The 24,578-nt window shown below is 69.3% G+C and carries 20 protein-coding genes; 7 read left to right on the forward strand and 13 right to left on the reverse strand.

Annotated features, from left to right (window positions below):
* Positions 1–98: 98 nt before the first annotated feature.
* The 5 genes from cydC to GD1_RS04475 form a co-directional block, all read right to left on the reverse strand.
* Entirely contained in the window at positions 99–1,850 is a 1,752-nt protein-coding gene (cydC, locus tag GD1_RS04455; protein WP_174519011.1) for a thiol reductant ABC exporter subunit CydC, read from the reverse strand.
* Positions 1,840–3,540: a thiol reductant ABC exporter subunit CydD gene (gene cydD, locus GD1_RS04460; RefSeq protein WP_244882517.1), complete on the reverse strand. Its 1,701-nt coding sequence runs from the start codon at positions 3,538–3,540 to the stop codon at positions 1,840–1,842. Before cydD ends, cydC begins: the two co-directional genes overlap by 11 nt.
* A 37-nt stretch (positions 3,541–3,577) precedes the next feature.
* Complete coding sequence (gene cydB, locus GD1_RS04465; RefSeq protein ID WP_059035933.1) at positions 3,578–4,657, reverse strand: cytochrome d ubiquinol oxidase subunit II; 1,080 nt, start codon at positions 4,655–4,657, stop codon at positions 3,578–3,580.
* 10 nt (positions 4,658–4,667) lie between these two features.
* Positions 4,668–6,239 (reverse strand): cytochrome ubiquinol oxidase subunit I, encoded by a 1,572-nt coding sequence (locus GD1_RS04470; protein WP_059035935.1) that lies wholly within the window; start codon positions 6,237–6,239, stop codon positions 4,668–4,670.
* A gap of 244 nt (positions 6,240–6,483) precedes the next feature.
* Positions 6,484–7,359: an aminodeoxychorismate lyase gene (locus GD1_RS04475; RefSeq protein ID WP_059035937.1), complete on the reverse strand. Its 876-nt coding sequence runs from the start codon at positions 7,357–7,359 to the stop codon at positions 6,484–6,486.
* 66 nt (positions 7,360–7,425) lie between these two features.
* Between GD1_RS04475 and ygfZ the strand changes: the two genes are divergently transcribed.
* The 3 genes from ygfZ to GD1_RS04490 all read left to right on the forward strand — a co-directional run bounded on the left by ygfZ (position 7,426) and on the right by GD1_RS04490 (position 9,626).
* Positions 7,426–8,652 (forward strand): CAF17-like 4Fe-4S cluster assembly/insertion protein YgfZ, encoded by a 1,227-nt coding sequence (gene ygfZ / locus GD1_RS04480; RefSeq protein WP_059035939.1) that lies wholly within the window; start codon positions 7,426–7,428, stop codon positions 8,650–8,652.
* 25 nt (positions 8,653–8,677) lie between these two features.
* Positions 8,678–9,304, forward strand: a complete 627-nt coding sequence (locus GD1_RS04485; RefSeq protein ID WP_059035968.1) for an MOSC domain-containing protein — start codon at positions 8,678–8,680, stop codon at positions 9,302–9,304.
* Between the two features lie 139 nt (positions 9,305–9,443).
* Positions 9,444–9,626 carry a DUF3073 domain-containing protein gene (locus GD1_RS04490; RefSeq protein WP_053778255.1) on the forward strand — a complete coding sequence of 61 codons (183 nt, stop codon included), beginning with the start codon at positions 9,444–9,446 and terminating at the stop codon, positions 9,624–9,626.
* A 721-nt stretch (positions 9,627–10,347) separates the two neighbouring features.
* Here the strand turns inward: GD1_RS04490 and purM are convergent.
* The 4 genes from purM to GD1_RS04510 form a co-directional block, all read right to left on the reverse strand.
* Positions 10,348–11,445: a phosphoribosylformylglycinamidine cyclo-ligase gene (gene purM / locus GD1_RS04495; RefSeq protein ID WP_020791128.1), complete on the reverse strand. Its 1,098-nt coding sequence runs from the start codon at positions 11,443–11,445 to the stop codon at positions 10,348–10,350.
* Between the two features lie 108 nt (positions 11,446–11,553).
* A complete protein-coding gene (gene purF / locus GD1_RS04500) occupies positions 11,554–13,146 on the reverse strand; it encodes an amidophosphoribosyltransferase (RefSeq protein WP_059035941.1) in 1,593 nt (530 codons plus the stop codon).
* A gap of 220 nt (positions 13,147–13,366) precedes the next feature.
* The gene (locus tag GD1_RS04505) at positions 13,367–13,762 is read right to left on the reverse strand and encodes a sterol carrier family protein (protein WP_169798177.1); all 396 of its coding nucleotides are present in this window, start codon (positions 13,760–13,762) and stop codon (positions 13,367–13,369) included.
* A 70-nt stretch (positions 13,763–13,832) separates the two neighbouring features.
* On the reverse strand, positions 13,833–14,354 hold the full coding sequence (locus GD1_RS04510; RefSeq protein WP_020790910.1) for an OsmC family protein: 522 nt from the start codon (positions 14,352–14,354) through the stop codon (positions 13,833–13,835).
* Between the two features lie 171 nt (positions 14,355–14,525).
* On the opposite strand from GD1_RS04510, the gene GD1_RS04515 reads away from it, so the two are divergent.
* Positions 14,526–16,034, forward strand: a complete 1,509-nt coding sequence (locus GD1_RS04515) for a glutamate-cysteine ligase family protein (RefSeq protein ID WP_059035945.1) — start codon at positions 14,526–14,528, stop codon at positions 16,032–16,034.
* Entirely contained in the window at positions 16,022–16,153 is a 132-nt protein-coding gene (locus tag GD1_RS25620; protein ID WP_020790908.1) for a hypothetical protein, read from the forward strand. The genes GD1_RS04515 and GD1_RS25620 overlap by 13 nt, the downstream gene beginning before the upstream one ends.
* Before the next feature lie 142 nt (positions 16,154–16,295).
* On the opposite strand, the gene GD1_RS04520 is transcribed toward GD1_RS25620, so the two are convergent.
* The 3 genes from GD1_RS04520 to GD1_RS04530 all read right to left on the reverse strand — a co-directional run bounded on the left by GD1_RS04520 (position 16,296) and on the right by GD1_RS04530 (position 19,198).
* On the reverse strand, positions 16,296–16,670 hold the full coding sequence (locus GD1_RS04520; RefSeq protein ID WP_238403533.1) for a hypothetical protein: 375 nt from the start codon (positions 16,668–16,670) through the stop codon (positions 16,296–16,298).
* A 10-nt stretch (positions 16,671–16,680) separates the two neighbouring features.
* Positions 16,681–17,985 (reverse strand): PepSY-associated TM helix domain-containing protein, encoded by a 1,305-nt coding sequence (locus GD1_RS04525; RefSeq protein WP_083533852.1) that lies wholly within the window; start codon positions 17,983–17,985, stop codon positions 16,681–16,683.
* 121 nt (positions 17,986–18,106) lie between these two features.
* Positions 18,107–19,198: an NAD(P)H-dependent amine dehydrogenase family protein gene (locus GD1_RS04530; protein ID WP_059035949.1), complete on the reverse strand. Its 1,092-nt coding sequence runs from the start codon at positions 19,196–19,198 to the stop codon at positions 18,107–18,109.
* Positions 19,199–19,260: 62 nt separating this feature from the next.
* Here GD1_RS04530 and GD1_RS04535 point away from each other — a divergent pair, with 62 nt between their 5' ends.
* On the forward strand, positions 19,261–20,118 hold the full coding sequence (locus GD1_RS04535; protein WP_059035951.1) for a glycerophosphodiester phosphodiesterase: 858 nt from the start codon (positions 19,261–19,263) through the stop codon (positions 20,116–20,118).
* 9 nt (positions 20,119–20,127) lie between these two features.
* On the opposite strand, the gene purL is transcribed toward GD1_RS04535, so the two are convergent.
* Positions 20,128–22,440: a phosphoribosylformylglycinamidine synthase subunit PurL gene (purL, locus tag GD1_RS04540; protein ID WP_059035952.1), complete on the reverse strand. Its 2,313-nt coding sequence runs from the start codon at positions 22,438–22,440 to the stop codon at positions 20,128–20,130.
* Between the two features lie 72 nt (positions 22,441–22,512).
* Between purL and eccA the strand changes: the two genes are divergently transcribed.
* The gene (gene eccA, locus GD1_RS04545; protein WP_059035954.1) at positions 22,513–24,330 is read left to right on the forward strand and encodes a type VII secretion AAA-ATPase EccA; all 1,818 of its coding nucleotides are present in this window, start codon (positions 22,513–22,515) and stop codon (positions 24,328–24,330) included.
* Positions 24,331–24,578 lie beyond the last annotated feature (248 nt).

Consider the following 24,578-nt stretch of genomic DNA (forward strand, 5'->3'; position numbering starts at 1 on the left):
GTAACTCAACTCGGACCACCTCCTTCCTCGTGTACTCCCGAAGTTACGCCCGATCTTCGGGGCGCGGCAACGGGTTTTCGCGAAGCGGCCCGCACGGCTCATCCGAGGACGGCCGGCTCCAGCCGGATGACGTCGGCGGCGACGCCGTCGGGCAACTGATGGGTGACCACGATGACCGTCCGGTCGGGCCCGAACAGCGCGTCCGTCGGGTCGAGCAGGCGGTCCAGCAGACGCTGCGCATCGGCGGTGTCGAGATGCTCGGTCGGTTCGTCGAGCAGGACCACCGGTGCGCGATGGATCAGGGCGCGCGCCAGCAACAGTCGCCGACGCTGCCCGCCGCTGAGGGCCTCCGCCCCGCCGGTGAGGTCGGTGTCGAGCCCCTCGGGCAGCCGCGCCACCCAGCCGTCGAGGCCGACCTCGGTGAGCGCGGCATCGATCTCGGCGTCGGTGACGTCGCCGCGGGCGACGCGCAGGTTCTCCCGCACCGACGTCGAGAAGATATGCGCCTCCTCGGCGAAATAGCAGGCGGCCGAGCGGAGTTCGATCCGATCTCCGTTCTGCGCGCCGGTCGCGGCGGCGGTCACCGTGCCCGCGCACGGGGTGAGCAGCCCGGACAGGGTGAGCAGCAGCGTCGATTTCCCCACCCCGCTGGGACCGACGACGGCCAGCCGGGAACCGGGCGGCAGGGTGCGGGTGAGACCGTCGGCGGGGCCGAGGGTCTGCTCGGTCGACCACCCCCAGCGCATACCCCGCAGGTCGAGGGCGACCGGTCCGGGATGGACGGCGACGTCGTCGATCTGCTCGATGTCGTCCGGCTCGCCCGGATGTGCCCGCCCGTGGCCGGCGGCGCCGTCGACCAGTGCCATCACCCGGGCCGCCGCCTGGCGGCTGCGTTCGAGTTGGATACCGGCCTCGGTGAGCGGTGCCGTCGACTCGAAGGACGAGAGCGGGAGCAGGATCAGCACACCGAGCAGCATCGGGGTGAGCGCTCCGGTCACCGAGGACACGTCGGCCAGCGATCCGGTGACCTGCCCGGCCAGACCGATTCCGATCAGGCAGGCCGCCAGCAGGGAGACACCCAGCGACAGCGGGGTGGCGGCTCGCGCCGCGGCCTCGATCCGACGGCCACGGTCGGTGGCCACGATCGCGTCGGCATCGGCACGGCGGGCGGCGTCGAGCACGCTCTCGCGGCGACGGGCCACGACGAGTTCGGACGCATGCCACAGCGCGGTGGTGGTGGCGTCGGCGGACCGGTGCACGGCCTGCGCACCGTCGGCCAGTGTGCGGGCCGATCCGCGGGCCGCCAGCCAGGGCGCGATCACCCCGGACACGATCAGGGCCACGGCCAGCACCACTGCGGCCCAACCGGATACGAGGGCCATGATCGCGACCGCCGACGCGGAGGTGGTCAGTCCCACCCCGATCGGGATCATCGCGCGGATCAGTGCATTGCCGATCTCGTCGATGTCGTCGCCGGTGCGGGTCAGCAGTTCGCCGCGGCGCAGGGTCACCGAGTACGCGGGTGAACCCGACGCCAGCGCCAGATAGACACGCTCGCGGGCGGTGGCCATCGCGCCGAGCGCCAGATCGTGGGTGGCGAGGCGTTCGAGATAACGGAACAGGCCGCGCGAGATGCCCAGTGCCCGAACCGCGGTGATGGCGATCGACAGGTACAGCACCGGCGGCATCTGCCAGGCACGGGTGATCAGCCAGGCCGACAACGCGGCCAGCCCCAGCGCCGACAGCGCCCCGGCCACGCCCAGGATCAGCGGCAGCACGATCGCCCGGGCCCGCAGGCCCAGCAACCCCAGTGCGCGGATCAACGGGTCGGAACGCAGTTCAGCCCACATGGACGACCTCCGGGAACTCGATCACCTCGTCGGCGAGGCCGCGCGCGACGTCGCGGTGGGCGACGACGATGACGGTGTCACCGGCGCGGGCACGGGCGGCGAGGGCCTCGAGCACGGTGCGTTCGGCGGCCGCGTCGAGGTGGGCGGTCGGTTCGTCGAGCAGCAGCAGCGGTGCGGGTGCGGCCAGCACGCGGGCCAGCGCCAGGCGTTGTCGCTGACCGGCCGACAGCCCCACTCCCCCGGCACCGAGCACGGTGTCGGGGCCGTCGGGCAGCGCGGCGAGCACCTCGTCGAATCCGGTGGTGGCACAGGCCCGTCGCAGGCCCTCCGGGTCGAGGGCGCCGAACAGGGCGAGGTTGTCGGCGACGGTCCCGGGGACCACCACCGGATGCTGTGGGAGCCAGGCGATCTGTTCGTGGTAGGCGCCGGGCTCGAGTTCGGCCACCGAGATCGGACCGACGAGCACAGACCCCTCCTCGGGGGCGAGCAGACCGAGGATCGCGGCGATCGCGGTGGACTTGCCGGAACCGTTCGGTCCGGTGAAGACCGTCAGCGCACCCGGATTCGCCGTCGCCGACAACTCGTGCGGCGCCCATCCGTCCCGGCCGTGCACGCCGACATCGAGCAACCGGATCGGTTGTCCGGCAACGGTGCACGTGCGATTGCGGGCGTGTGGCGCATCGTCGTCGCCCGACTCGATGAGGTCGAGCACCTCGCGGGATGCGGCGACACCGTCGGCGGAGTTGTGGAACTGCGCACCCACCTCACGCAACGGCTGATAGGCCTCCGGGGCCAGGATCAACGCGAGAATGCCTGCGTACAGACTCATCTCGCCACCCACCAGACGCAGGCCGATACCCACTGCGACCAGTGCCACGCACAGGGTCGACAGCAGTTCGAGCACACCGCCGGACAGGAATGCCACCCGCAGCGCCGACATCGTCGAACGCTGGTGTGCGCGGCCGAGTTCGGCCACCTGGACCGCCGGTGCGCGGGCCCGGTTGAGTGCACGCAGGGTGGGCAGACCGGCGATCAGGTCGAGGAGCTGACCGGTCAGGCGGCTCATCGTGGCCAGTTTGCGTTCGGTGCGGTCGCGGGTCGTCACCCCGATCAGCACCATGAACAGCGGGATCAGCGGGAGCGTGATCAGGATGATCACCGCCGACAGCCAGTCGGTCACCGCGATCACCGTCACCACGGTCGGGGTGACGAGCACCGTCACGATCAGGGCCGGCACGTACCCGGACAGGTACGGGCCGAGCGCATCCAGCCCACGCAGCAGTGTGGTGGTGGCATGATCGCGGCGCCGCAACAACTCTCGCGGCGAGGTGTGGTCGGGGTCGGTCAGACCCTCCAGCGCCCGCCCGCGGAGCTCGGTGATCGCCTGCGCGGCCGACCGGTGCGCATATCGGTCGTGGGCGTAGGAGGCGCCGACACGCACGGCGACGGCGGCCACCAGCACCCACAGGTGCCAGGCCTGGGCGCCGAGGCTGCGCCGGGACGGATCGGTGACCAGTTCGGACAGGATCGACGCGGTCATCGCCGCGGTGACGATCACCGCCACCACGGTGACCGTGGCGAACAGGGCCGTCACCACCACATAGTGACGGGTGGTCCGGGAGTACCGCAGCAGTCGCGGGTCCAGCGGCGGCGCCGCACGTCGGGCGCCGCCGCCGGCCGCTTCGGTCACCACCGGTGAGCGAGTGGTGATCGCTGGTGGCACATGCCTACTCCCCCACCCGCAGGGAGGGCAGGCCGGCCGGCTTGGGGATCTGCTCGACGCTGATCCGCTTGCGGAACACCCAGTACGTCCACGCCTGGTAGCAGATCACCACCGGGGTGACGATCACCGCCGCCCAGGTCATCACGGTGAGGGTGTAGTTGCTCGACACGGTGTTCTCGATGGTCAGGTTCCAGGCCGGATTCGTCGTCGACGGAAGCACATTCGGGAACAGCACCGAGAACAGGGTGGCCACGGTACCGGCGATGGCGATACACGTCGCGGCAAAGGCGATGCCCTCACGCTGCACCTGGGTGGCGGCCACCATCACGACCGCGGCGACCGCGGCGATCAGCACCGGAATCCAGGTCCACCCGTTGCCGTAGGCGAACTGCGTCCACAGCAGGAAGGCCGCCGCGACCACCAGGGTCGGGATCGCGAGGACCTTCGCGTACTTCATCGCGTCCTGCTGCAGCACACCACTGGTCTTGAGGCCCAGGAAGATCGCGCCGTGGGTGAGGAACACCAGCAGGGTGGTGAGCCCACCGAGCAGGGCGTACGGGTTGAGCAGGTTGAAGAACCCGGCGGTGTACTGGTGATCGGCGTCGATCGGCAGGCCGCGGACCACATTGGCGAAGGCCACACCCCACAGGATCGCGGGAATCCATGAGCCGAGCCCGATCCCGATGTCACACCACTTCCGCCACCGGGGATCGTTGATCTTGCCGCGCCATTCGATCGCGACGACACGGGTGATCAGACCGATCAGGATGATGAACAGCGGCAGATAGAACGCGGTGAACATGGTGGCGTACCACCCGCCGAAGGCGGCGAACAGTGCGCCGCCCGCGGTGAGCAGCCACACCTCGTTGCCGTCCCAGACCGGACCGATCGTGTTGAGCAGCACGCGCCGTCGTTTGTCGGGGTCGGCGACCTCGTCGGTGGCCGCGACCTGTTCGTCGCCACCGGTGTGGGTCCGCCCCAGGAACGGCATGAGCATGCCGACCCCGAAGTCGAAGCCCTCGAGCACGAAGTAGCCGATGAACAGGACGGCGACGAGGATGAACCAGAAGTTAGCCAGCATCAGTCGTCACTCCTCAGTACGCGAACGAGAGTTGTTTGGGCTCATCGGCATCGGAGTCGTCGTCGTCGGACCTGACCTCCGGGGCGATGTGGTCATAGGCGGCCGGTCCCTCCAGCGCATAGCGGCGTTGCAACATGAACCAGATGACGCCGAGCGCACCGTAGAGGATGGTGAAGCCGATCATCGTCACCCACAGCACCGGTGGCGTGTGGTTGGAGACGCCGTCCTGCACCATCATGCTGATCTGACGCGGATCGAGGTTGTCCTGGAAGTTCGGGGCGACGACCCACGGCTGACGACCCATCTCGGTGAAGATCCAGCCGGATGCGTTGGCGAGGAACGGGGTCGGGATCATCCACAGGGCGAGGATGCCGAACCGTCTGGACTCCACCACCCGCTTCTTGCGGGTGAGCCACAGGCCGCCGAGTGCGACCACCACCGAGCCCAGCGCCCAGGTGATCATGGCGCGGAATCCCCAGTAGGTGACGAACAGGTTGGGTGCGAAGTTCGCGCCCGGCATGTCGAAGTACTCCTGGTACTGCGTCTGGAGTTCGTTGACACCCTGCAACTCGGCATCGAACCGGTGGGTGGCCAGGAACGACAGCATGTTGGGGATCTCGATGACGTGATCGATGTTGTCGCAGTTGTTCTGCCGGCCGATCGACAGGACCGAGAAGCCGGCACCGGTCTCGGTGTTGCACAACGACTCCGCCGAGGCCATCTTCATCGGCTGCTGTTTGAACATGATCTGGGCCTGGAGGTCACCGGTGATGAACAGTGCGACACCGGCGACGATGGTGACCCACAAGGCCAGTCGGGTGACCGGTCGCCACAGGTGATGGGCATCGTGCTCGAGATCCTCAGGGGTGGCGTCGACCTGACTCGGTGCGGTGGTCGGCGGCAGATCCGGTGTCTCTCCGGTCTCGGCGGCGGCCCGCAATTTCCTGGCGCGCCACATGTTGCGCGACATCCACCAGATGCCGATCGCCGCGACGAAGGTGGCCGCGGTCAGCCAGGCACCGGCGAGGACGTGCGGGAACGCCGCAAGGGTCGTGTTGTTGGTGATGACGGCCCAGAAATCGTTCATCGCAGGGCGATCCCGGGTCTCGTCCCACACCACACCCACCGGGTGCTGCATCCACGAGTTGGCGGCGATGATGAAGTACGCCGACGCGGTCACGCCGATCGCGGCCAGCCAGATGGTGGCCAGGTGGATCTTTCGGGGCAGTCGATCCCAGCCGAAGATCCAGAGTCCGAGGAAGGTCGACTCCAGGAAGAAGGCCACCAGCCCCTCGAGCGCCAGTGGCGCGCCGAAGACGTCGGCGACGAATCGGCTGTACTCGCTCCAGTTCATGCCGAACTGGAACTCCTGCACGATGCCGGTCGCGACACCGAGCGCGAAGTTGATCAGGAAGAGCTTCCCGAAGAACTTGGTCGCCCGCAGCCACTGCTCGTTGCCGGTCTTGTGCCAGACGGTCTGCATGATCGCCACCAGGGGCGCGAGACCGATCGTCAACGGCACGAAGATGAAGTGATAGACGGTGGTGATACCGAACTGCCACCGGGACAGATCCAGAGCGTTCAAATTCGCCTCAAATCGCTTGGCCGCGCCTCGGGCTGCGAGACGCGAACAGGGACGCAAGCATAGGCACTGACGCAGCGACACCGGTACGACACCACTGACGCTATGTACTACGGCACGTAGTACCTATGTCGGCGACGTTACGCCGGCCCGAAAAGCCCGACAAGCGACCAAGGTCCCGCCACCATGGATTCAGTTGTGGGCCGAGTCTCTCTTGTGGTACGAGTCACGCATTTCGGACTCAACCCTATTCTGGCTGAACGCAAATCGCGCGGTTGACCAAATCGACGAATTTCTTCGCGTCCTCGGGCTCGGGCATCGCACGACCGTTGAGCGCGGTGACCCGTGCGGCCAGGGTGACGCTGCTGATCAGCCATACCGAGTCGGCCACCAGCAGGTCGGCCGGCCGTAGCACCCGGGTCTGCGTCGCCCACCCCTCGGACTCCGCGAGCGCGAAGGTCGCGAGCTGGGTGGTCCCGGGCAGGATGCCCACCTCGACCGGGGGCGTGACCAGCGTCTCGCCGGTGACGGCCACCACGGTCGACCGCGGACCCTCCAGGACGGCCCCCTCGCTGCTGACATAGATCACGTCGTCGTAGCCGAGTGAGCCGGCGTACCGCAGTGCGGCCATGTTGGTCGCATAACTCAATGTCTTGGCGCCGAGCAGCTGCCAGGGCGCGGCCTCGGCCAGATCGAGGGAGAAACCGCGATCCAATGTCACCACCGACACCCCGGACTCCCGCGCGGCCGCAGCACGCGGGGCCACCTCGCCGACGGTCAGATAGGCGGTGGGCGGACCGGCCGGGGTGCTCTCCCGGCCGCGCGAGTACACCAGGCGCAGCAGTCCCTCGGTCCGGTTCCCGGCACGCTCGGTCCAGGTGGTGGCGGCCACGTCGATGGCCGCCTGCCAGGCGGCACGGTCCGGGGCGGGCAGGTCCAGCATGACGGCGCTGCGGGCGAGCCGGTCGAGGTGCAGGTCGACGCAGCGCGCGTGTCCGTCGCGGATCAGCAGGGTCTCGAAGATGCCGTCGCCCCGCACCGCCGCGAGGTCGTCGGCATGGAGGAACGGGGTGTCCGGATCGAGAACCGTGCCATCGAGGGTCACCAGGATCGACTGCGCCATACCGCCAAGGGTATGCGGGCAGGCACGACGGTGTGGCATCGGCATCGAAGTGTCTAGACTCGAGGCGTGACCCGCTCACCCATCCTGACCAGGTATTCCGGCGAGGGAGCGGTCGGTTCGGCCGTCGCTGCCGATCCCGCAGGCACCGGCAGTCCAGAATCCGACAGCTCCCCGCACGAGACCCCGGGGTACGAGACCCCGTGGCACTACGGCGACCCGCTGGGCGAACAGCGTGCCGCGATCACCGGTGCGATCGTCGTCGACCGCAGTGACCGCGCGGTGCTCGAACTCACCGGCCCCGAACGGCTGAGCTGGCTGCACACCATCTGCAGCCAGTACCTCACCAACCTCGCCGACCGCCACAGCGCCGAGGCACTCTCGCTGGACACGAACGGCCGGGTCGAGGACCACTTCGTCCTCACCGACATCGACGACGTCACCTGGGTCGACACCGAGCCGGCGCGCGGGCGGGCACTGCTGGACTTCCTCACCAAGATGGTCTTCTGGGCCAAGGTGGAGCCGGCCGACCGGCCGGATCTGCGGGTGCTCACCCTGATCGGCCCCGACGCCGTGCGCGGACCGATCGCCGACGTGCTCGGCGTCCCCGCCGACGCCGCGGTCTATCAGGCCGGAGACCTGCCGGAGACCCACCACGACGACGAACCGCTCGGGTTCTGGCGGATCATGCCGCCGCTGTCGGAGGGACCGCACTCCGACGCCCTGCTGCCCGTCGTCGACGTGGTGGTGCCCGAACCCGATCTGCTGACCTGGTGGGCCGAGCTCGTGGCGGCCGGCGCCCGGATGGCCGGCAGCTGGGCCTTCGATGCGCTGCGCGTGGCCGGGCTACGGCCGCGTCTGGGCGTCGACACCGACGAGCGCACCATCCCGCACGAGGCCCACTGGATCGGCGGTCCCGCCGAGTTCGGGGCGGTCCACCTCGACAAGGGCTGCTATCGCGGGCAGGAGACGGTGGCCCGGGTGCACAACCTCGGCAAGCCGCCCCGCCAACTGGTCCTGCTACACCTCGACGGCTCCAGCGACCACCGGCCCGCACCGGGTGGCCCGATCACCGCGGGCGGACGCACGGTCGGCCGGCTCGGGACCGTCGTCGACCACTTCGACCTCGGTCCGGTGGCGCTCGGTCTGGTCAAGCGCGGGATCGGTGCCGACATCGATCTCGTCGTCGGCGACGAGGACGCCATGGCCGCGCGGATCGATCCCGATTCGGTGGCCGCCGACGAGCACGTCCAGGCCGGGCGGGCCGCCGTCGAACGACTCCGTGGACGGGCCTGAGGTGGGCGGGACCGAAGCACTGCCGATGGGCCGGGTCCTCGCCGTGTGCGTGGCGACCGACGACGTCGACCTCGGCGCGGTCGGGGTGAGCGCCATCGACAAGCACCCGCAGCCGGATCGCGTCGTCGTCGGGGAGCTGGGCCCGGTGACCGACCACGTGTGTGACACGAAGCACCACGGCGGTGCGGATCAGGCGGTCTACGCCTACGACGACGCCGAGGCACGGCGCTGGGCCGGCGAACTCGGGCGTGAGCTTGCTTACGGCTGGTTCGGCGAGAACCTCCGGATCGAGGGGATGCCGGTGACCGACGCCATCGTCGGTGAGCGCTGGGCGGTCGGCGACGACGGCCTCGTCCTGGAGACCACCATCCCCCGTATCCCGTGCCGGACCTTCGCGGCGTGGGCGGAGGAACCGCAGTGGGTCAAGCGGTTCATGCAGCGCGGTGATTCCGGCGCCTACCTGCGTGTTCTGACACCGGGAACGGTCGGCGCGGGCGACGAGGTGCGGGTGGTCCATCGACCCGATCACGGTGTGAGGGTTCGCGACCTGATCTTCGGCACGTCCGCGGCAGACCTGCGGGCCCTGCTCGCCGGCGACGATCTCCCGCCCAAGGTACGGCGCGAGGCGACCAAGCATCTGGCCCGTGCCTGACCGGGTCGGCGTGCCGTAACCAGGGGAGTCAACGGAATCGGCAAGAGCGCGCTAGACTGGTCCCCACGACATACTCAACTACCTAGAGAACGGGGCCGCCACACATTGGCCGCCCCGTCATTGTGCGAGGGGGTCCCATATGGGCCGCGGCCGGGCTAAAGCAAAGCAGACGAAGGTTGCTCGTCAGCTCAAGTACTCCACTCCCCACACCGACTTCGAGAGCTTGCAGCGCGAGCTGTCGGGGTCGGGGGATTCGGTTGATCATCACCCGGATCCTGTGGTGGAGGAGTGGGCCGAAGAGGACGAGTGGCGCCACGCTTGACGGCGTGGAGTCGAGTGCCTCTTGACCTGGACCTGACGTCGACCACCCCGACGCAGGCACGGTAGCTTCCGAATCGCAAGCGACGACGCCGGTCACCGGTTGTGAGCCCCTGCCCGGGCCACGCCGGTGGCCGGTGCCGTCGCTTGTGGTCGTTGCCCGGCGGCTGTTGCCGCTCCCCTGTCAGTCGCGCTCCCGCTGCGTCTGCTCCCGCTGCTCCTGCCGCGCGTCTGTTCCTGAAACTAGGGGAAAGTGACTTTCCCCTACTTTCGTCACCTTCCCCGTGTTGTAACCAGGGGAAAGCCACGAATCTAGGGGAAGGACACCTTCCCCGGGTTTCGGGACACCGGGAAGTGCGATCCCGGACGACCCGTCGTCGACGACGAGCTCCCACTCGATCCTCACCCACCCCGTCCCCGACCGCCCGAAACCCGACTGCCCGAAACCCACCGACAGAAACCAGGGGAAAGCGGACCTTCCCCCACTTTCGTCACCTTCCCCGTGTTGCAACCAGGGGAAAGCCACGAATCTAGGGGAAGGACACCTTCCCCTGGTTTCGGGCCGTCCCCGAGTTTCGGGCCGTCCCCGGGTTTCGGGCCGTCCCCGGGTTTCGGGGCGTCCCCGGGTTTCCCCACAGACATACGACAGAGCCCGTCGACACCGATCTCTCGGCGTCGACGGGCTCTGTCGTTATCGTGTCTGTGTTGCCGTGTCCGGCAGGCACTCAGAAGCGCGGGTGCTCGCCGACCAGTGTCGCGCGCGGGGCGGCGTCGGAGGACCGCTTGATGGTGCCCAGCACCCAGTTGTCGACGTGGCGTGCGGTCAGGACCGCCTGTGCCCGGTCGGTGTCCTCGGGAGCGACGACGGCGACCATGCCCACACCCATGTTGAAGGTGCGCTCCATCTCGGCCTGCGCCACGCGACCGCGCTGCGCGATCATCGCGAAGATCGGTGCGGGGGTCCAGGTGTTGCGTTCCAGTTCGGCGACGAGTCCTTCCGGGATCACCCGGGCCAGATTCTCGGCCAGTCCGCCACCGGTGACGTGGGCAAAGGTGCGCACATCGGTCTCGGCGGCCAGGGCCAGGCAGTCGCGGGCGTAGATACGGGTCGGCTCGAGCAGCTCCTCACCGAGGGTGCGGCCGAACTCCTCCACGTGCCCACCGAGATCCATGTGACCCCAGTCCAGCAGGACCTTGCGGGCCAGCGAGTAACCGTTGGAGTGCAGTCCCGACGCACCCATCGCGATCACCGTGTCGCCGGCCCGGACCTTCTCCGGCGACAGCACCTGATCGGCCTCGACGACGCCGATCGCGGTCGCCGACAGATCGTAGTGGTCGTCACGCATCAGACCCGGGTGCTCGGCGGTCTCACCGCCGAGCAGGGCACAGCCGGCGATGACACAGCCGTCGGCGATACCGGCGACGATCTCGGCGACCGTCTCGGGCACCACCTTGCCGATGGCGATGTAGTCCTGCAGGAACAGCGGCTCCGCACCGCAGACGACGAGGTCGTCGACGCACATGGCGACGAGGTCCTGGCCGACGGTGTCGTGCTTGCCGACCGCCTGGGCGACGGCGAGCTTGGTGCCGACGCCGTCGCTCGCCGCGGCGAGCACCGGCTCACGGTAGTTGCCCTTCAGGGCGAACAGACCGGAGAAGCCGCCGAGTCCGCCGAGTACCTCCGGGCGCGTGGCCCGCTTGGCGTGACTCGAGATCAGCTCGACAGCGCGCTCACCGGCGTCGATGTCCACACCTGCGGCCGCATACGACAGGCCCTCGGGCGTGGTGTTCGTGTTCTCGGTGGCCGAATCCTGTTCGCTCATCTCCGGCGAAGCACCCCTTGTTCGAATCAGGTCAGGAAGATCGCCGCCGATCGGCGATCTCGTCCCTGGCGGACCAATCCGCCGGATATACGCTACCCGAGACCGAGGTCAGGGCCGCATCACGGCACTGACGTTGTCGTTCTTTGCGCTCAACGGGTTGCCGCGATCCTCGCCGGCCGCATTCGCGAGCATGTGCTCGAGGACCGCCTTGCCCATCGAGGTCTCCTTGGGGAGCTCGATGGGATAGTTGCCGTCGAAGCAGGCCGCGCACAGATTCGAGGCCGGCTGATCGGTGGCCCCGATCATCTCCTCGATGCTGATGTAGCCGAGCGAATCGGCACCGATCGCCTGCCGCACCCCCTCGACCATGTGCTCCTCGGAGTCCATGCCGTTGGCGATGAGTTCGGCCGGCGACGCGAAGTCGATGCCGTAGAAACAGGGCCAGCGCACCGGGCTCGAGGCGATCCGCACGTGGATCTCGGCCGCGCCGGCCTCCCGGAGCATCCGGATCAGCGCCCGCTGGGTGTTGCCACGCACGATCGAGTCGTCGACGACGACCAGGCGTTTACCGCGAATCACCTCACGCAGCGGATTGAGCTTCAACCGGATACCCAGCTGGCGGATGGTCTGCGACGGCTGGATGAACGTGCGCCCGACGTAGGCGTTCTTCATCAGGCCCTGCCCGTAGGGGATGCCCGATTCCTGGGCGAACCCGACCGCGGCCGGGGTCCCCGACTCCGGCACCGGGATCACCAGGTCACCGATGGCCGGATGTTCCTTGGCGAGGCGGCGGCCGATCTCGACGCGGGTGGAGTGCACCGACCGGCCGTGGATCACGCTGTCCGGGCGGGCGAGGTAGACGTACTCGAAGACGCAGCCACGCGGGGTGGCCGGGGCGAACCGGGTGCTGCGGACGCCGTCGGCGTCGATCGCGAGGAGCTCACCGGGCTCGATGTCACGGACGAAGGACGCGCCGACGATGTCGAGGGCGGCGGTCTCCGAGGCCACCACCCAACCGCGGTCGAGACGGCCCAGCGACAGCGGACGCACACCGTGCGGGTCGCGGGCCGCGTACAGGGTGTGCTCGTCCATGAAGGTCAGGCAGAATGCACCGCGCAGGGTCGGCAGGAGCGCCATCGCGGCCTGCTCGAGGCTGCTGTCGGCGGCGCCGTGCGCGAGCAGTGCGCCGACGATGTCGGAGTCGGAGGTGGCGGCGGTGGACTTGATGCCGAGTTCACGGGCGCGGCTGGCGAGATCGGCGGTGTTGACCAGGTTGCCGTTGTGCCCGAGCGCGACGCCGGTGCCGGCGGCGGTGGTGCGGAAGATCGGCTGGGAGTTCTCCCAGGTGGTGGAACCGGTCGTGGAGTATCGGCAGTGGCCGATCGCGACGTGCCCGGACATCGAGCCGAGGGTCTGTTCGTCGAAGACCTGACTGACCAGGCCGAGATCCTTGAAGACCAGCACCTGCGAGCCGTCGCCGACAGCGATTCCGGCGGCTTCCTGACCGCGATGCTGCAGCGCGTAGAGGCCGTAATAGCTCAGCTTGGCGACGTCCTCACCGGGCGCCCACACTCCGAAGACACCGCACTCCTCGCGCGGCTCGTTCTCCATCTCCTCGGCCGGTTCGGGACTGTGGCCGGGTGACGTGTGGCAGGGCGGGGTGGGTACCGGGTGGTGGCCGGCTGGCGACATTTCGGTCATCGACGAGCTCCCTGGGGCTGGGCGGCGGGGTCGGACATACGGCGCTACCGCGGCCCCGTGGATCAACGGGTCGATGTGGATCCAGGGTCGATGCAACGTCGGGCTGGGAGACCTCCCCGGAGTTTACCGGCCGTCACCGACCGAAGGCGAACCGTTCAGCATCGTGGCGCGGTCCGAAGTTCCCCGGCCAGCGCCCGTGCGGGGCGCGGCGTGATGTGTCTCACCGCAGATCGAGCGGCACCAGCGGCATCCAGTGGGCCACCTCACCGGCCCGGCTGCCCGATGCGCTCACGGTGCCGTCCTCGACGAGATCGTCGAATCCGACGGCACCGACGACGAGCAACAGCCATGACCGCGGGTCGGTCTCGACGACGTTGGGCGGGGTACCGCGGGTGTGCCGCGGCCCCTCGATGCACTGCACGGCCACGAACGGCGGCACCCGCACCTCCACGGAGTTGCCGGGGGCGACGTCCTCGAGGGTGCGGGCGGTCAGGCGCACGGCGGCGGCGAGCTCGGCTCGGGCCGGGGCGGGCAGGGACTGATCCCGCAGCCACGGCCCCACGGCGACGACGGCGGCGCGGGCGGCGGCGGGATCGATGGGTTTACGCGCGGGCACGCCAGTGATCATGCCCCGGCATGCGGGACATGATCACCGGCGCCTTCCCCCACACCGGGCCCCCACCCGGTCAGGCCAGGGTGATCTCCACCGGAACCCGGTTGCCGATGGTGTGTCCCACCGGGGAGCTCGCCTGGACCTTGGCATGCAGGGCCTCGAGCTGCTCGCGCGGCGCGTCGGAGTCGATGGTCACCGTCGCCGTGACCGAGTCGAAGCCCGCGTGACCCTCCCCGAGCCCGAGGAACACCGTGAGGTCGACGTCGCCCTTCACGTCCACCCGCAGATCCTTCAGTTCGATCCCGGCGACCGTCGCATTGGCGGCATAGCCCACCGCGAGGCAGTTGCCGAGCGCGCCCAGCAACTGCTCGACCGGATTCGGTGCGGTGTCGGCGCCGCCCAGTCCGGCGGGCTCGTCGGAGGCGATCGGGTCGAATCCACGCACCCTGGCCTGCGAGGCGAACGCACGATTCCACTGGACCCGGGCCGCCCAGGTGGTCCGGGCCTTGGCGGGATCGGCCTGGATCGATTCGACGAGCCGGCCCACGGCCGCGATGTCGACGTCGTTGAGCGCGGTCAGTGATTCTGTGGTCATGCGCCGGACACTAGGTGCCGTCGGGGCGGAGATGACCTGTCTGCCTCACGTCGGGTTCAAGTGTGGACACACCTGCCAAGACGTGGTCAAGATCCGGCCACGACGCGGATTATCCGTCCGGCGCACGGATTCGAGCCAGGTTGTGGACCGTTCTGGGCGACTATGGACCGCATGGGCACCGACGTCAGCCGCCAACAGTTCACCGGCGCCGACCGCGTGCGGTTCCGCCGACAGGTCGGACGCGGCACCGAGGCCATCGCCCGCATGCTCGCCGACGGCCTGTTCACCGATCAGGGCCGGCCACCGCAACCGCTCCTCGGGATGGAGGTGGAGCTCAACCTCGTCGACGACGACATGGAACCGGCGATGGCCAACGCCGAGGTGCTCGACGCCATCGCCGACCCCGACTACCAGACCGAACTCGGCCAGTTCAACATCGAGATCAACGTCGCGCCACGCCCGTTCACCACCGATGACACGATGTCGCTCGAGCAGTCGCTGCGGACCTCGCTCAACCGCGCCGAGGGCCACGCCGCGCAGGTGAACAGTCACCTGGTGATGGTGGGCATGCTCCCGACGCTGCGCACCGAACATTTCGCGCACCACTGGATCTCGGCCAACCCGCGCTACGACCTGCTCAACCAGCAGATCTTCGCGGCCCGCGGCGAGGACATCGAGATCGACATCACCGGCGTGCCGCTGGGCGATCACCACGACGTCGAGCGGCTGCACACCGAGACCGACTCGATCCTGCCGGAGGCGGCGTGCACGTCGCTGCAGCTGCATCTGCGAGTGGCGCCCGAGGACTTCGCCGCACACTGGAACGCCGCACAGGCGATCGCCGGAGTCCAGGTGGCCCTGGCCGCGAACGCGCCGTTCCTCGCCGGGAACGCACTGTGGCACGAGAGCCGGATCCCGGTCTTCGAGCAGGCCACCGACACCCGGCCGCTGGAACTGAAGAACCAGGGTGTGCGGCCGCGGGTCTGGTTCGGCGAGCGGTGGATCACCACGATCTTCGACCTCTTCGAGGAGAACACCCGCTACTTCCCGGCGTTGCTTCCGGTGTCGACCGACGTCGATCCGCTCGCCCGGCTCGACGCCGGAGAGATCCCCGCCCTCGACGAACTGCGCCTGCACAACGGCACCGTCTACCGCTGGAACCGCCCGGTCTACGACGTCGTCGACGGCCATGCGCACCTGCGGGTGGAGAACCGGGTGCTGCCGGCGGGGCCGACCGTCGTCGACACCATGGCCAACGCCGCCTTCTATTACGGCCTGGTCCGTGGGCTGGTCGAGGCCGACCGCCCACTGTGGTCGCAGATGTCGTTCGACGCCGCGGCGGAGAACCTGCACGCCGGTGCACGACGCGGCCTGGACGCCCAGCTGTACTGGCCGTCGATCGGCTGGGTCCGCCCCGACGAGCTGACGTTGCGCCGGCTGTTGCCGATCGCCGATCACGGGTTGCAGTCGTTCGGGGTGTCCGACAAGGCCCGCAACCGGTACCTGTCGGTGATCGAGGGCCGGTGCCTGAACCGGCAGACCGGGGCGGCGTGGCAGCGCCGAGCCGTCGCCGAGCGTGAACAGGCCGGTGACCACCGATCGGATGCACTACGTGGGATGCTGCGCGACTATGTCGGCCTGATGCACGAGGGCGAACCCGTGCATTCGTGGGGAATCTGATCCGGGCCGCCGATCTGGTGTTCCTGTCGGCGATGCAGATCCACCCGACCGACTCCACCCGCGGATACGACGCCGTCGCCGCACATTTCCCCACTCGGACATCTCGCCCGAGTACCTGATCATCCGATCCGACCACGACCTGCGTGACACCACCGATCCGGCCGCCTGGAGCTCGCCGCAATACCCACAGCCGTTGCGGTGCAATCGATCACACGTCCGGACCGTCCTGGTCCCGGCCGCGATGGCCGTCATCGGACACCGTCACCGGACGGCCATGAGGAGTTCCGACATCCACACCGATTCGGCGCGCCAGCACGCAAAGGCCAGCAGTGCCAACACAAGTGCCCGCACCACCGCGGCACCGCGCGGCCGGAGTCCGCCCGCGGCGGGTATCCCCAGAGCGGCCAGTCCCGCGGCGGTCGCGGCATAGCCGGCGAACACCCCGGGGCGCGCCAGACCGCCGTGTCCGGTCAGCCACGTCACGAACCCGCCTGCGATCCAGGCCAGGACCGCGACGACGATCACCAGGGTCACCCGCTCCGGCCACCGCCCCCATCGCGGCACCACACCGGCCAGCGACCAGCATGCGGCGAGTCCGCACATGGCGGTGATGATCAGCGCAACCGACGGATTCATCCGCGGGGCTTCACGCGGGGGCCACCGATGCCGACTGCGCCCGATCCCGGGCCACCCGACGCCGACGTCGCGCCGTACGCATCCTGATCTGCCAGGTGCTCAGCCCGGTGATCAGCAGTGCCAGCGGCGCCAACCCGAAGACGAACCACAGGGCACGCCACCATCCGTTCACCGAGACCCCATAGTGCAGTGTGGGTTTCGCCCATTCGTCGATGATCGTGTTGGACACCGTCGGAGGCGCACCGGCGAACTCCTTGATCAGGGTGAGATCGTGCGCGTCGATGCCGATCTCGCGGTTCGCGTGGTAGGTGGCATTGGCCGACCACAGATCGGGCCCGCCCACGACGAGATCCACCGAGTAGTAGTCACCGTCGGTGGGCAGGCCCACCCAGGTCGCCTGCGATCCGGGGTAGTAGGCCTGCGCCGCGGCGATCGCCTCGTCCAGCGAGATCTCCGGCCCCTCGGCACCGGATGAGGGCATGTCGTAGACGTCGTCGGCGGGGGCCACCCCGCCGGTCGCGGCATACCAGACCTTCCCGACGCCGGGGATCTCGAAGTTCATCCCGGTCAGGCCCCAGATGAGCAGCGGGATCGCCGCGACGATCCCGATCACGTTGTGCAGGTCGGTGTCCCGCGCGAACCGACCCTTGCCGATACGGACCCGGAAACCGTTGCGCCACTTGCGTAGCCCCGGGAACCAGATGACCACCCCGGAGATCGCCAGGATCACCAGCAGCAGTCCGGTCAGCCCGAGGATCACCGCACCCCAGGTCATGTCGGCGGTGAACCATCCCCAGGTGGCCGGCGGTGCCGGCTGCGCCAGCCAGTCGATGTAACCCGGGTAGCCCTCACAGGTGAGACCGCAGTCGTGCAGGTTCACCAGGAAGCCGAGCACCGCACCGTCGATGTCGCCGTGCCCGTTGACCTTTCCGGTCCCGGAGTCCACCGTCCAGGTGCCCGCCCCCTCGTCGGCGGAGTCGACGAAGTAGACGCCGTCCTTGTAGGACAGGTACATCGGGTCGAAGTCCGGATCGGCCGCGCGGACCGCCGCGACCGCGGCCGAGAACGACACCGGATGATCGGACGGGGTCGAGGCGAACAGCTGACTGTGGCTCGCACGTGCGAGTTCGGGCTCGTAGACGAGGACGGCCCCACTGGTGCAGATCACCACCAGCACGAGACCCAGCACGATCGACATCCATCGATGCGTGACGACGAGAGCACGCCGGACCGGCTTGCGGGCGGCTCGGCTGCGCCGCTCCGGGCGCGGACGAACCGCCGAATCTTTCGCCGGGACAACCTCTTCGGTGACCATGGTAGGCGAGGCTAACATAACCGGCCCGGCCACCGGCACCAGATGGGATGATGTCCGATTGGGCCGATTCCATTGCCGGAACGGATATTTCAGGCCAAACGACCAGATGGATCGGCGAGGGCTACTCCGCGGCGGCCGACCCTGCGACCAGCCCCCGGCCGGTCACCAACGGCAGATCGAGGGCCGTGACCAGTCCGGGTGGTGCCGCCACCACCGCGGGAACCGAGTTCACCAGCCGCATGGCGGTGACGATCATGCCCGAGACATTGTGGTCGCCGTGCTCACCGTGGTGACCGAACTCCACCTGCATCTGCGGTTCCCCGCTGATCTGGATGCGATAGCAGCCGTCCCCCTCGGCCGGGCGTGGCCACGCCGGACACTGGTCGGGGTGGGTCCGGGTGTAGTGCTCGAGCACCACGCGATCGACGCCGTCGACCTGGCCGACGACCTCGAACCGCAAGGCGGCCATCGTCCCCGCAGCGATCTCCACCGACACCGTCGAGTAGTCGCGGTCGGCGGCGACCCGCTCGACCCGTTCGACCAGCGGCTCGTCGAGCGTGATCGAGAGCCCGGCGGCGATCTGGCGGACCACACTCCCCCACGCCAGCGACAGCACGCCCGGGGTGAGCAGCATCGGCACCGAGTCCATCGGTCCGCCGAAGCCGAACAGGTCGGCCATCACGACCGGCTGATAGTAGGTGGAGTAGTCGGCGATCTCCTGGCACCGCACCTCGTCGATGCGCCGGGACAGACTGGTCTTGGCCAGCGGCAGGACGTCGTTGGCGAATCCCGGGTCGATGCCGTTGACGTGCAGGCTCGCCCCACCCTGCTTCGCGGCGGCGACGATGTCGTCGACCATCCCGCCCGGCAGCACCCCGTGCGGGAACTGCAGCACCACCGGACCGGAGGAGACGACGTCGATCCCGGCGCGGACGAAGGCGGTGAGGTCGGCGATCGCCTCCACCACGCGGTCGTCGGTCATCGCGGTGTGCACGATCGCATCCGGGCGCAGGGCGAGCAGGGCGTCGCGGTCGTCGGTCGCAAGCACCCCGAGGTCGCGGCCGAGCCCGGCGAGTTCACCGGCATCGCGTCCCACCTTGGCCGGGTCGGAAACCCACACCCCGACGAGTTCGAGGTCCGGATGGGCATCGATCCCGGCGATCGCATGCCGTCCGACGGTTCCGGTGGACCACTCCACCACGCGCAAGGTCATGCCCTCAAACTAGAACACGTTACAGTTCGTCGTGGGGGTTTCGGCGGTAGTGTTCTGACCCAATGACCCGACCGGCACCGGTGGCGATCGACGTGGACGGCCACCGCACTCTCCTGAAATGGCATCGGGGACGACGCACCGCCACCGATGCCCCGTTCACCCCGACCCGCATCGCCGACGGCCTGCGTGCCGGCGCGAGTGTGGAGATCGACCTCCGCGTGCACGCCCCCGATCCCGGTGGGCGCGGTCACGGTTTCGTGGTGTTGCACGACGACCTGCTCGACCATGCGACCACCGGGACCGGCCCGGTCGCGCTCGCCACGTCGTCGCAGCTACGCCGACTGCACCTGCGGGACAACGATTCCCGGCCGACCACCGAACCGGTCCTGCTGCTCGCCGACCTGGCCGCACTGCTCGCCGACATCGCGCTCGGTGACGGTGCGATGCTGCAGCTGGATTTCAAGGACGATGCGTCGGTGCTCGACGCCGGCACGGTCGCGAACTTCGCGGACGCGGTCTCCCCCGTCGCCGACGCCGCGATCCTGTCGTGCGGCGACGCCGCAGCGGTCCGCATCCTCACCGATGCCGTTCCCGCGCTGCACGTCGGCTACGACCCGTGCCACCACGGCGCGATCGACCGGGTGTTGCGGTGGCGCACCTACCGTCGGTTCGTCGACGACGCGATCGCGAAATCGCCTCGCGCCGAGATGATCTACCTCGACAAACGCCTGGTGCTGACCGCCGCCGACCGCGGCGTCGACCTGATCGGCGCCTTCCATAGGCGGGAGCGGGCGGTGGACGTGTACACCGTCGCCGACGTCGATGCGGGGTCGGTGGCGATCATCCGGCGGCTCGGCGCACTCGGCGCCGACCAGATCACCACCGACGACCCGCAGCGCGTCGTCGAACTGTTGGGGTAGGAGCGGCGGTCAGCCGAAGAGCTTCGGCAGGGTGCCCTCGTGGACCTCGCGCAGTTCGGTGAGCGGCACGTCGAACAGGTCCTGCACGCTCACCGAGTCGCTGCCCTGATCGACCACGCCGATCCGCGTCCACGGCATGCCGCGGGCGTCGAGCATCGCCGAGAAGCGGGACTCCTCGGTGCGCGGCACGGCCACCAGCACACGGCCGGTGGACTCGGAGAACAGCCACACGAACGGGTCGGCCCCCTCGGGCAGCAGCACGCGGCAGCCGGTCTCGCCGGCCAGCGCCGACTCGACGACCGCCTGGATCAGGCCACCCTCGGAGAGGTCGTGTGCCGCCGACACCAGGCCGTCGCGGGAGGCCGCGACCAGGATGTCCGACAGCAACTTCTCGTGGTCGAGGTCGACGGTCGGGGCGGCGCCGCCGAGGTGATCGTGGGCGACCTGCGCCCAGATCGAGCCGTCGAACTCGTCGCGGGTCTCACCCAGCAGGATCAGCGTCTCGCCGGGTTCGGTGCCGAATCCGGTGGGCAGTCGGCGGTGGACGTCGTCGATCACGCCGAGCACGCCGACCACCGGGGTGGGCAGGATCGCGGTGGAGCCGGTCTGGTTGTAGAAGCTGACGTTGCCGCCGGTCACCGGGATGCCGAGCTGGGCGCAGCCGTCGGCGAGGCCGCGGACGGCCTGCTGGAACTGCCACATCACGGCCGGGTCCTCGGGGGAACCGAAGTTGAGGCAGTTGGTGACGGCCCGCGGGCTCGCCCCCGAGGCCGACACGTTGCGGTAGGCCTCGGCGAGGGCGAGCTGCGCACCGCGGTACGGGTCGAGGTAGGTGTAGCGCCCGGACGCATCCGTCGACAGCGCGATGCCGCGGCCGGTGGACTCGTCGATGCGGATCACGCCGGAGTCGGCGTTCTCGGCGAGGACGGTGTTGCCGCGGACGTAGCGGTCGTACTGCTCGGTGATGAACTTGCGGCTGCACAGCGCCGGCGAGGCCAGCATCTGCAGCAGGGTCGCGCGCAGTTCGTCGGCGCCGGCCGGGCGTGCCAGCGACGCAGTGGTCGAGGCGGTCACCTCGTCCTGCCAGTCGGGGCGGGCCACCGGACGCTCGTACACCGGGCCCTCGTGGGCGACGGTGCGCGGCGGGACGTCGACGACGGTCTCGCCGTGCCAGTCGATCACCAGGTGGTCACCGTCGGTGACCTCACCGATCACGGTGGCCAGCACGTCCCACTTGCGGCAGACCTCGAGGAAGGCCTCGACGTTGTCCGGGGTGACCACGGCACACATGCGTTCCTGCGACTCGCTGGAGAGCACCTCGGCGGGGGTCATACCCACCGCACGCATCGGCACCTGCTCCAGGTCGATGTGCATGCCGCCGTCGCCGGCGGAGGCGAGTTCGGAAGTGGCACAAGACAAGCCGGCACCGCCGAGGTCCTGGATACCCACCACCAGGCCGGCGTGGTAGAGCTCCAGACAGCACTCGATGAGCACTTTCTCGGTGAACGGATCGCCCACCTGCACGCTCGGCAGCTTCTTGCGGTTGGGTCCGGTGGAATCACCGTCGTCGTCGAAGGTCTCCGACGCCAGCACCGACACACCGCCGATACCGTCGAGGCCGGTCCGCGCGCCGAACAGGATGATCTTGTTGCCCGCGCCCGAGGCGAAGGCCAGCTGCAGGTCCTCGGTGCGCAGCACACCCGCACACAGTGCGTTGACCAGCGGGTTGCCCTGGTAGCTGGGGTCGAAGACCGTCTCGCCGCCGATGTTGGGCAGGCCGAGGGAGTTGCCGTAGCCGCCCACGCCGCGGACCACACCGTCGACGACGCGACGGGTGTCGGGGGCGTCGGCCGCACCGAAGCGCAGCTGATCCATCACCGCGATCGGGCGGGCACCCATGGCCATGATGTCGCGGACGATGCCGCCGACGCCGGTCGCCGCACCCTGGTAGGGCTCGACGTAGCTGGGGTGATTGTGCGATTCCACCTTGAAGGTGACGGCCCAGCCGTCGCCGACGTCGACGACGCCCGCGTTCTCGCCGATACCGGCGAGCATCCCGGCACGCATCTCCTCGGTGGTGGTCTCACCGAAGTAGCGCAGGTGCACCTTGGACGACTTGTAGCTGCAGTGCTCGGACCACATCACCGAGTACATCGCCAGTTCGGCGTCGGTGGGGCGGCGGCCGAGAATCTCCCGGATGCGCTCGTACTCATCGTCCTTGAGTCCGAGTTCCCGGTAGGGCTGCGGATGATCGGGGGTCTGGGCTGCCGCCGAGACGGTATCGAGTGCACTGGTGGCGGTCGCTGCGCTCTTGTCGCTCACCGGCCCATTCTAGCCGTCCAGGCATTACGCTTTCGGCGGGGACGGCGGGTAGGCGGGCACGGGGGAGGTTCGATGGCCGACATCGGCAAGGCGAGACAACTGTTCGAGCTGGGGGTGCTCTCGTCGGGCATCGCGATCGACGGCACCGAGCCGGTCGACGACGCCGCTCAGGCGGCCAAGGCGTTCACCCGCGCGAGCGAGTGGGACCCGCAGATGGCCGACGCCTGGATCGGCCGGCTGGCGTCCGGCGACACCTCCGACGAGGCCCTGCTCGGGCTCTACCGGGCCCGCGGTGCGATCGGCGTCGAACAGCGGCGACTGGGGCTTCCGCCGGGTCTGCTGGTGGGCCGCTGGTACACCGGGATGTTCCTCGACTATCCGCTCGTCGACGCGGTCCACGCGACCGCCGCCTACGCCTCGACGCTGATCCGCGGGCGCGATCTGGCCGGGGCCGCCGACGTCCTGGCCACCATCCCGCCGACTCCGCGGGTACCGATCGCCGAGTTCATGACGGCCGTGCTGCATTTCACCGCGCAGCGCTGGCCGGACGTGCTGTCGGCGTTGTCGGGGGCCGACGGCTGGAACGACCCGCACCTGGCGTGTGCCGCCGACTATCTGGGCGGGAGCGCCTGCATCCAGCTCGGCCTGTTCGGCGAGGGCGCCCGCCGGTTGCAACAGGCCGTCGACGGCCCGATCCCGACGTGTGCGACCCGCGCCATGTACGGCCTGGGTCTGGCCCTGCGCGAGCAGGGACAGGAGGACAAGGCCCGGGCCATGTTCGAGGCGGCCTTCGCCCGCGACCCGTCGTTCGTCGCGGCGGGCAAGGCCCTGCGCTCGCCGAGCGTCCGGCTGTCGGTGACGTCGGCCGAGGAGATCGCCCGGCGCAGCGATCCGTGGGATCCGGGGTCGGTTCCCGGGTCGGCGGAGTCGGGTACCCCCGGACCGGCCGGTTCCGGTGCCGACGGGGTGGGGCCACAGGTCGACGGCTCGCCGTCGGATCTGGTCGACACCGCGCAGACCGAACTCGACGCGCAGATCGGATTGGAGTCGGTGAAGGAGCAGGTCGCACGCCTGCGCTCGGCCGCGACCCTGGCGCGGGTGCGCGCCGACCGCGGCCTGACCACCGCGGCCCGCAGCCTGCATCTGGCATTCACCGGGCCACCCGGCACCGGCAAGACGACGGTGGCGCGGGTGATCGCCAAGCTGTACTGCGGGCTCGGGTTCATCGCCACCGACAAGGTCGTCGAGGCCACCCGCCGCGATCTGGTCGGCGAGCATCTCGGCAGCACCGCGATCAAGACCGCCGCGCTGATCGACTCGGCGATGGACGGGGTGCTGTTCATCGACGAGGCGTACACACTGATCCAGCAGGGGCTCTCCGGCGGTGACGCCTTCGGCCGCGAGGCCGTCGACACGCTGCTCGCCCGGATGGAGGACGACCGTGACCGCCTCGTCGTGATCATCGCCGGCTACGACGCCGAGATCGACCGGTTCCTGGCCGCCAACGACGGTCTGGCATCCCGGTTCGCCCGGCGCATCCGCTTCGACTCCTACACCCCGGCCGAGCTGGCCCGGATCGGGTCACACCTGGCCTCGCGCCGCGACTCGGTCCTCACCGCCGAGGCCGCCGCCGAACTCGAACTGGCCTGCACTCCCCTGTATCACGATGTGCGCGAAGGGCCGTCGGGGTCACTGCGCGCCACCGACCTGGCCGGCAACGGCCGGTTCATCCGCAATGTCGTCGAGGCCGCCGAGGAAGAACGCGAGCACCGGCTGTCGGCGTCGTCGGATCTCGACGCCCTGACCCACGACGACCTCGTCCGGATCGAGGCGGTCGACCTCCGTGCCGCACTCGGGTCGGTGCTCTCGGGGTTCGCGGTCCGGCGCTGAGTCCACGACCGGACACCGGGCACGATCCGACACCGAGAACTGCGTGGAACCGCAGCCTGCGCGGGCGACTACCCCCTACGCGGTGGGCCTACCGCGCAGGGGGGTAGGTGGTGGGGATCAATCCCCTTGTCCCGTGCGCGACACGACGAATCACGCTGCGGCTCACACCGAGTGGGGATGAGTGCTGCACCGCGGAAACCGCTCGGGACCACGCGATTCACGACGGCGCCAGAACGTGTATTTCGACG

The organism is Gordonia desulfuricans NBRC 100010 (genome assembly GCF_001485495.1).
Taxonomy (GTDB): Bacteria; Actinomycetota; Actinomycetes; order Mycobacteriales; family Mycobacteriaceae; genus Gordonia; species Gordonia desulfuricans.